General features: G+C 74.1%; 8 protein-coding genes. 6 read left to right on the top strand and 2 right to left on the bottom strand.

What is annotated here, in order from left to right:
* The first annotated feature begins 292 nt into the window (after nucleotides 1-292).
* Nucleotides 293-895: a hypothetical protein gene (locus tag GA0070558_RS17460; RefSeq protein ID WP_091281170.1), complete on the top strand. Its 603-nt coding sequence runs from the start codon at nucleotides 293-295 to the stop codon at nucleotides 893-895.
* A 75-nt stretch (nucleotides 896-970) separates the two neighbouring features.
* Here GA0070558_RS17460 and GA0070558_RS17455 read toward each other — a convergent pair whose 3' ends face one another.
* Entirely contained in the window at nucleotides 971-1588 is a 618-nt protein-coding gene (locus tag GA0070558_RS17455) for a DUF4126 domain-containing protein (RefSeq protein ID WP_091281167.1), read from the bottom strand.
* Nucleotides 1589-1659: 71 nt separating this feature from the next.
* On the opposite strand from GA0070558_RS17455, the gene nucS reads away from it, so the two are divergent.
* Complete coding sequence (nucS, locus tag GA0070558_RS17450) at nucleotides 1660-2319, top strand: endonuclease NucS (RefSeq protein WP_043966085.1); 660 nt, start codon at nucleotides 1660-1662, stop codon at nucleotides 2317-2319.
* 22 nt (nucleotides 2320-2341) lie between these two features.
* Here nucS and GA0070558_RS17445 read toward each other — a convergent pair whose 3' ends face one another.
* Nucleotides 2342-3844, bottom strand: coding sequence for an aldehyde dehydrogenase family protein (locus tag GA0070558_RS17445; protein WP_091281164.1), 1503 nt, complete (start codon nucleotides 3842-3844; stop codon nucleotides 2342-2344).
* 258 nt (nucleotides 3845-4102) lie between these two features.
* On the opposite strand from GA0070558_RS17445, the gene GA0070558_RS17440 reads away from it, so the two are divergent.
* From GA0070558_RS17440 to GA0070558_RS17425, 4 genes are all read left to right on the top strand, one after another.
* Entirely contained in the window at nucleotides 4103-4531 is a 429-nt protein-coding gene (locus GA0070558_RS17440) for an FHA domain-containing protein (RefSeq protein ID WP_077938555.1), read from the top strand.
* Between the two features lie 125 nt (nucleotides 4532-4656).
* Nucleotides 4657-5715, top strand: coding sequence for an alpha/beta fold hydrolase (locus GA0070558_RS17435; RefSeq protein WP_091281161.1), 1059 nt, complete (start codon nucleotides 4657-4659; stop codon nucleotides 5713-5715).
* 144 nt (nucleotides 5716-5859) lie between these two features.
* Nucleotides 5860-7533: a 3-hydroxyacyl-CoA dehydrogenase family protein gene (locus GA0070558_RS17430; RefSeq protein WP_091281158.1), complete on the top strand. Its 1674-nt coding sequence runs from the start codon at nucleotides 5860-5862 to the stop codon at nucleotides 7531-7533.
* A 97-nt stretch (nucleotides 7534-7630) separates the two neighbouring features.
* Nucleotides 7631-7957: an Rv1322 family protein gene (locus GA0070558_RS17425; protein ID WP_043966091.1), complete on the top strand. Its 327-nt coding sequence runs from the start codon at nucleotides 7631-7633 to the stop codon at nucleotides 7955-7957.
* Nucleotides 7958-8018 lie beyond the last annotated feature (61 nt).

The following is an 8018-nucleotide window of genomic DNA, read 5'->3' as shown; positions in this document are numbered from 1 at the left end:
CCGGAATCCCGGCCGGGGCGGGGGCGTTACACCTGACGGACGACCGCAGCAGCACCCCGGATCCCCCCGGATCTGGCAGGACCAGCCCCCGCCACCCGAGTCATCCCCCCGGGAATGGGGGCCGGTCGCCGGTCGTTACACCTGGACCCGGCGCCGCAAGGCAGCCGCACCCCCTCCTCTTCTTCCCCCGTTGTTCGTTGTTCGGGCGCCTCGACGTGGTGCTCGCACACCCCCGCCATCCCCCTCCGGCGGATGTGGGACGTGTGCCGACCCCCGGATAGGAGACACCCCCATGAACACGACCATCCTGCGTAAGAGCGTCCTCGGCATCGCCGGACTCGCGTTCGCCGGTGGCCTCGCCGCCGGACCCCTCCACCACACCACCGACACCGGCACCGGCACTGTCGACGCGCGGCCCGTCGCCGCCGTACAGGCCGACACGACCGCCGACGCCGGGAAGCTGATCCCCCACGGTGTGCAGGGCGCGCAGTCGCGCATCGACCTCGACGCCGAGCAGACCGCCAACGCCAAGGCCATCATCGCTGCCACGAAGAAGACCGGCCTCGACGAACGCGCCGCCGTCATCTCCATCGGTACCGCCCTGCAGGAGTCGAAGCTGCAGAACCTGGGTCACCTGGGTGACCGCAACGACCACGACTCCCTCGGCCTGTTCCAGCAGCGCCCGTCCAGCGGCTGGGGTTCGCCGGAGCAGATCACCGACCCGCAGTACGCGACCACGGCGTTCCTCAAGGGCCTCCGACAGGTCGACGGCTGGCAGGACATGCCCCTGACCGACGCCGCCCAGACCGTCCAGGTCTCCGCCTACCCCGACGCCTACGCCCAGTGGGAACAGCAGGCCGCCGACCTCGTCGCCCAGCACTGGAACAACAGCTGACCGATCGCATAGCGCCGCCGGCCGGGCCCCGACAACAGGGGCCCGGCCGGCGGCGGTTGCGCGGGGCGTACCAGATCAGACGCGGTAGCCGGCGGCGCGGGCGGCCTGGCGTTCGCGGCGGCGGTCCCGGCGGCGGCGCAGGAACCAGACGGTGAAGGCGGCCAGGCCGAGCAGGAAGGCCAGCACCAGCACTGGCAGGATGATCGCCACCAGGGACATGACGACGCTGGTGGCGTCCTCGGCGGTGCTGGCGACCGGCGCGCCGAAGCCGGCGGTGGTCGCGTTGATCACCGGGCGGGCGGCGGACTTGAGCAGATGGACGCCGAGCGCGATGAGCACGCCGGTGACCACCGGCACCCAGTCGTTGGACGAGAAGAAGCTGCCCGGGTCGCTCACGGTGACCGTCTCGGAGGTGGAGCCCGCGCCGAAGGCGAGGCCGCCGGCGGTCGGCCGGACCACGGTCTGGACGACGTCGTTGACGTGGTCGAGCACCGGCACCTTGTCGGCGACGACCTCGACGGTGAGCAGCACCGCGAGGATGGCGACGACCCAGCCGTTGCCGAGCCACTGCCAGCCGCTGGGCAGGTCGATCAGGTCGGTGTAGCGGGCCAGCAGTCCCATGGTCAGCAGGGGTATGTAGGCGTTCAGGCCGGCCGACGCGGCCAGCCCGGTACCCGTGAGGACTTCGAACACCGTCTCAGCATGGCACCGGCACGCCAGTGCCGCTCGGCGGCGGACGCCAGGGTCTGGGCTACCCTCGTCGGGTGCGGCTGGTGATTGCGAAGTGCTCGGTGGACTACGTCGGACGGCTCTCGGCGCACCTGCCGTTGGCCACGCGCCTGTTGATGGTGAAGGCGGACGGGTCGGTGTCGATCCACGCCGACGACCGGGCGTACAAGCCGTTGAACTGGATGAGTCCGCCCTGCCGGCTGGAGGAGGCCCCCGGCGTGTGGCGGGTGGTCAACAAGGCCGGCGAGGAGCTGCGGATCACCCTGGAGGAGGTCTTCCAGGACACCTCGTACGAGCTGGGCGTCGACCCCGGCCTGCGCAAGGACGGCGTCGAGGCGCACCTCCAGGAGTTGCTGGCGGCCAACCCGACGGCGCTGGGCGAGGGCTACACGCTGGTGCGCCGGGAGTACATGACGGCGATCGGGCCGGTGGACCTGCTCTGCCGGGACGCCGACCTCGGCGCCGTCGCCGTCGAGGTGAAGCGGCGCGGCGAGATCGACGGGGTGGAGCAGCTCACCCGCTATCTCGAACTGATGAACCGTGACCCCCTGCTCGCCCCGGTGACCGGCGTCTTCGCCGCCCAGGAGATCAAGCCGCAGGCGCGGGTGCTGGCCACGGACCGGGGCATCCGGTGCGTCGTCGTCGACTACGACAAGCTGCGCGGCATCGAGCGCGACGAGCTGACCCTGTTCTGAGGGCCGCCTGCGCGGGCCGGGGTCAGCGCCTGCGGCCGTACAACAGCTTGGTGACCTTGACCAGGCGGGCGACGTCGGCGGGGGTGCGCTCGAAGGTCATCGCCGGCAGCAGCGACCGGGCCCGGCGGCGGGTGACGGCCTTGGGACGGCCGAACTCGCGCAGCCCGTCCTCGCCGTGGATGCGGCCGAAGCCGGACTCGCCGACGCCGCCGAACGGCAGGGTGGACATCCCCGCGAACGTCAGGGTGGAGTTCACCGCGGCCATCCCGGAGCGCAGCCGCCGCGCGATGGCCACGGCCCGCCGCCGGCCGAAGACCGAACCCCCCAGGCCGTACGGGAGCGCGTTGGCGCGGGTGATCGCCTCCTCGGCGTCGCGGACCCGGTTGATCGTCAGCGTCGGGCCGAAGGTCTCCTCGCGGACGGCGAGCGAGTCCTCCGGCACGTCGACCAGGATGGTCGGCCGCACGTAGGGCGGCTGCACCGCCTCGGCGCCGCCGAGGACGGCCCGCCCGCCCCGGGCCAGCGCGTCGTCGATGTGCCGGCGGATCACGTCGACCTGGCCGGGCATGGTGATCGGGCCGATGTCGGACCCGTCGGCGCCGACCGTCAGCCGGCCGGCCCGCTCGACGACCTTGCCGACGAAGACGTCGAAGACGGGTTCGACGGCGTACACCCGCTCGATGCCGATGCAGGTCTGGCCGGCGTTGGTGAGCCCGCCCCAGACGCACGCCTCGGCGGCGGCGTCGAGGTCGGCGTCGCTGTCGACGATCATCGCGTCCTTGCCGCCCGCCTCCAGCAGGACCGGGGTGAGCGTCTCGGCGCAGGCGGCCATCACCTTCTTGGCGGTGGCCGTCGAGCCGGTGAAGGCCAGCTTGTTCACGCCGGAGCGGCACAGGGCCGCGCCGACGTCGCCGAGGCCGTGCACGGCGGTGAGGACGGGCTGCTCGGGCACCACCTCGGCGAGGCTGTCGACCAGCCACTGGCCGACGACGGGGGTGTATTCGCTGGGCTTCAGCACGACCGTGTTGCCGGCGGCGAGCGCGTACGCCGTGGAGCCGATCGGGGTGAAGACCGGGTAGTTCCAGGGGCCGATGACGCCGACCACCCCGTACGGCTGGTATTCGAGGTGGCCGGTGAACTCGGCCAGGATGAGCCGGGAGCGCACGCGGCGCGGGCGCAGCACCCGGCCGGCGTTGCGGGCGGCCCAGTCGATGTGCTCGATGGCGGTGAGGACCTCGACGATCGCGTCCGGGACGGGCTTGCCGCCCTCGGCGTGCATCAGCTCGGCCAGCTCCTCGATCCGCCGGGCGAGGACACCCCGCCAGCGCAGCAGCCGCTCCCGGCGGCCGGTGAAGCCGAGCCCCGCCCACCAGCCGGCCGCCTCGCGGGCCTGCTCGACCGCCCGCGCGACGTCGTCTGCGGCGGCGACGGGCAGCCGACCCACCTCGGCCCCGGTGGCGGGGCTGGTGGAGACCAGCCGCCCGTCTGAGATGATCGGGGCACCCGGGACACGTACAGCCGTCATGGCGGAAGTCTAGACCCCGAAGCTACTCGTCGGTAGGTGTTCGGTCGGGCTGGTCAGCGGCCCCCGGCGCGGGGCTGGCGGCTCCCGGGGGCCGTGCCCGGGGCGGGACCAATGGCCCTGGTGCGCCGCCCCGAAAAGCCGAACCGGCTAACGGGAGTTGTCCGCCCGGGGGCTGGGAGGTGTCCGGGCGGTGGTGGGCATCGATGCGGTGTGCTGGCAGGCTGACGCCGGACACCGGTGGCTGGAGGCTGACCGTCCATGGAGGACTTTCCGGAACTGATGCCGCTGCTGACGGTGGCGGGTGGACCGATGCGTGGGGCGAGCTTCCGGCTCAGCCGCACGCCCCAGGTGATCGGCCGTGCGACGACCGTGCAGGTCAGCGTCGACGATCCACACCTGAGTCGCCGGCACGCCAGCGTACGGCTGGCCGCCGACGGGGTGTGGCTTGAGGACCTGGGCTCGACCAACGGCACGTGGCTCAACGACCGCCGGATCGAGGTGCCGGAGCTGCTCTCCGACGGGGACGTGATCCGGCTGGGCCGCACCGAGCTGCGCTTCTTCGACCCGGGCCTGGCCCGGACGGACCCGGTCGGGCTGCGGCTGGCCCCCCAACTGGGCCCGCAGCGCCGCGATCGCCGGCCGACCCTGCCGCTGCCCGTCGCCGCCCCGCCGGCCGCCCGCGCCTGACCCCCGCCGCTTTGGCGGGGTGAGCAGGGGACCCTTCTCTACCGGATGCGTTAACAAGGGGCCCCTCCTTTCATGTGGGCCGGCCACATGGAGCCGGCCGCCGCCGCGTGGCAGCATGCCGCGGCATGGAGAGCACGCAGCACACCGTGCAGGCCAACGGCATCGTCCAGCGGGTCCGGGTGGCCGGGTCACCCGACGGCGCGCCCGTGCTGCTGGTGCACGGCAACTGTTCGTCCTCGGCGTTCTGGGAGCCGCTGCTGCGGCGGCTGCCCGACACCCTCCGGGTGGTCGCCCCGGACCTGCGCGGTTACGGCGACACCGAGACCGCCGCGGTGGACGCCACCCGGGGGCTGCGGGACTTCGCCGACGACGTGGCCGCCCTGCTCGACGCCCCGGGGCTCTTCGCCCCCGGCGCGCGGCCGGTGGTGGTCGGGCACTCCCTCGGCGGGGGCGTGGCGATGCGGCTGCTGGTCGACCACCCCGACCGGGTGGCCGGGCTGCTGCTCTCCGCGCCCGTCTCCCCGTACGGCTTCGGCGGCACCCGGGACCTCGACGGCACGCCGACCACGCCCGACTTCGCGGGCACCGGCGGCGGCACCGCGAACGGGGACTTCGTGGCCCGGCTGGCCGCCGGTGACCGGGGCGCGGACGGCCCGACCAGCCCCCGCAGCGTGCTGCGGACCGCGTACGTGGCCGACCCGGCGTCGCTCGGCGACGACGAGGAGCTGCTGCTGGACAGCCTCCTGTCCACCGCGACGGGGGACGGCAACTACCCCGGCACGGCGGTCGCCTCGCCGCACTGGCCGGGCACCGCGGCCGGCGACAGCGGCGTGCTCAACGCCCTCGCCCCGGCCCACTTCCGCATCGCCGACGACCTCGTCGCCGTCGCCGGCAAGCCCCCCGTCACCTGGGTACGCGGCGACGCCGACGTGATCGTGTCGGACACCTCGCTGTTCGACCTGGCACACCTCGGGTCGCTGGGGGTGGTGCCCGGCTGGCCGGGGGAGCGGGACTGCCCGCCGCAGCCGATGGTCGGGCAGACCCGGGCGGTGCTCGACCGGTACGCTGCGGCCGGCGGGGCGTACCACGAGGTGGTGTTGCCGGGTTGCGGGCACAGCCCGCACCTGGAGCGGCCGGCGGAGTTCGTCGCCGAACTGCTGGCGCTGACCGACCGGAGCCGCTGAGCCGCCCGACCGGCTCTGCGGCCCCCTCCGCGTCCCGGCGACGGACCGTCACGTGGCAGACTCGCGCGCATAACCTTAGTGACCGTTCATGCGGTCCCGCGGGGTCCCGTCCCGCGGTCCCGCGCAGCATTGGGGAGGCCGGTCGTGGCGCGCGAGTTCACCAGCGTGGGCGTTGTGGGGCTGGGCACCATGGGTGCCGGCATCGTCGAGGTCTTCGCGCGCAACGGCATCGACGTCGTCGCGGTCGAGGTCTCCGAGGCCGCCCTCGACCGTGGCCGGGCCAACCTGACCGGCTCGACCGACCGGGCCGTCGCCCGGGGCAAGCTCGCCGAGGCCGACCGGGACGCCCTGCTGGCCCGGGTCGACTTCCAGGTGGGGCTGGACGCGCTGCACGCGGTGGACCTGGTGGTCGAGGCGGTCCCCGAGCGCCTCGACCTCAAGCGACGGATCTTCGCCGAGCTGGACCGGGTCTGCAGGCCCGAGGCGATCCTCGCCACCAACACCTCCTCGCTGTCGGTCACCGAGGTCTCCGTCGCCACCGGCCGCCCCCAGCAGGTCGTCGGCATCCACTTCTTCAACCCGGCCCCCGTGATGAAGCTGGTCGAGGTGGTCCGCACGGTGGTGACCGCCGCCGACGTGGTCGCCGACGTCGAGGCCCTCTGCGCCCGGCTCGGCAAGGTCGACGTCACCATCGGTGACCGGGCCGGCTTCATCGCCAACGCGCTGCTCTTCGGCTACCTCAACCACGCCGTGGCGATGTTCGAGTCGCGCTACGCCAGCCGCGAGGACATCGACGCCGCGATGAAGCTCGGCGGCGGCCTGCCGATGGGGCCGCTCGCCCTGCTGGACCTGATCGGCCTCGACACCGCGTACGAGATCCTGGACACCATGTACCGGCGCGGCGGGCGGGACCGCCGGCACGCCCCGGTGCCGCTGGTCAGGCAGATGGTCACCGCGGGTCTGCTCGGCCGCAAGTCCGGCCGGGGCTTCTACACCTACGAGAAGCCGGGCTCGTCGAAGGTCGTACCGGACGAGTCGACCCCGCAGGAGCGGCCGGCGGCCGGCGACGGCGCGCGCCGCGTCGCCCGGGTCGGCGTCGTCGGCTCCGGCGCGACGGCCGCCGGGCTCGTCGAGGTCTTCGCCGGGGCCGGGTACGACGTGGTCCAGGTGGCCCCGGGCGCGGAGCCGCTCGACGGGCTGGCCGAGGTCGACCTGGTCGTCGAGGCCGTGGCGGAGGACCTGGGCGTCAAGAAGGAGCTGTTCGCCAGCCTCGACGGCGTCTGCAAGCCGGGCGTCGTGCTCGCCACCACCACCTCGTCGCTGCCGGTGATCGACATCGCGATGGCCACCGGGCGGCCCGCCGACGTGGTCGGGCTGCACTTCGCCGGCCCGGTGCCGGCGCGGCCCCTGGTGGAGATCGTGCGGACCATCCGCACCGGCGAGGAGGCCACCGCCACCGCCCGCGCCGTCTGCGCGACGCTCGGCAGGACCGCCGTGGTCTGCGGCGACCGGGCCGGGTTCGTGGTCGACGCGTTGCTCTTCCCGTACCTGAACGACGCGGTGAAGATGCTGGAGGCCGGCTACGCCACCGTCGACGACATCGACCACGCGATGAAGCTCGGCTGCGGCTACCCGACGGGCCCGTTCGAGCTGCTGGACGCGGTCGGCCTGGACGTGGCGCTCGCCAGCCAGCGCGCGCTCTACCGCGAGCTGCGTGACCCCGGCTTCGCCCCGGCACCCCTGCTGGAGCACCTCGTCACCGCCGGCTACCTGGGCCGCGAGGCGGGGCGCGGCTTCCGCGACCACACCGCCCGCTGACCGGGCCGCCCCGCGCGTGGCACCCGCCGCCGGCCGGGCCGTCGCGCAGGCGCACCTCGCCGGGCCGGTGGCGGGAACCGACCGTAACCTTGACGAGGTGAGCCCCCGTCGCAACCGTCCCCGCCGGGACGAGCACGCCCACCTCGACGCCGACCGGGCCCGCCACGGGGTGCCCACCGTGCAGCAGTGGCGCGACGGCGACTGGCAGGTGCGCGGGATCAGCGGCGGCGCGTCGGTGAAGACGTACCGCTGCCCGGGCTGCGACCAGGAGATCCGCCCGGGGGTGGCACACCTGGTGGCCTGGCCGGCCGACGACCGGGGCGACCTGACCGACCGCCGGCACTGGCACAGCGGGTGCTGGCGGGCGCGGGACCGGCGCGGCCCCGGCATCCAGCGCGGGCGGGGCGCGCCCCGCTACGGCTGAGCGATCTGGATCACCCTGTTTCCGCCCGGGCGGGCGGTGCCGGCGCCGACGCGCGAGACTG

Source organism: Micromonospora haikouensis (assembly GCF_900091595.1).
Lineage (GTDB): Bacteria > Actinomycetota > Actinomycetes > Mycobacteriales > Micromonosporaceae > Micromonospora > Micromonospora haikouensis.
The sequence above is the reverse complement of the archived record's forward strand: the minus strand, read 5'-3'. Positions and strand labels throughout refer to the sequence as shown.

What these genes read in the sequence shown, in the direction of transcription:
- GA0070558_RS17460 (WP_091281170.1), top strand. Translation starts at nt 293, where the DNA reads ATGAACACGACCATCCTGCGTAAGAGCGTCCTCGGCATCGCCGGACTC.
- GA0070558_RS17445 (WP_091281164.1), bottom strand. Translation starts at nt 3,844, where the DNA reads ATGACGGCTGTACGTGTCCCGGGTGCCCCGATCATCTCAGACGGGCGG.
- GA0070558_RS17440 (WP_077938555.1), top strand. Translation starts at nt 4,103, where the DNA reads ATGGAGGACTTTCCGGAACTGATGCCGCTGCTGACGGTGGCGGGTGGA.
- GA0070558_RS17435 (WP_091281161.1), top strand. Translation starts at nt 4,657, where the DNA reads ATGGAGAGCACGCAGCACACCGTGCAGGCCAACGGCATCGTCCAGCGG.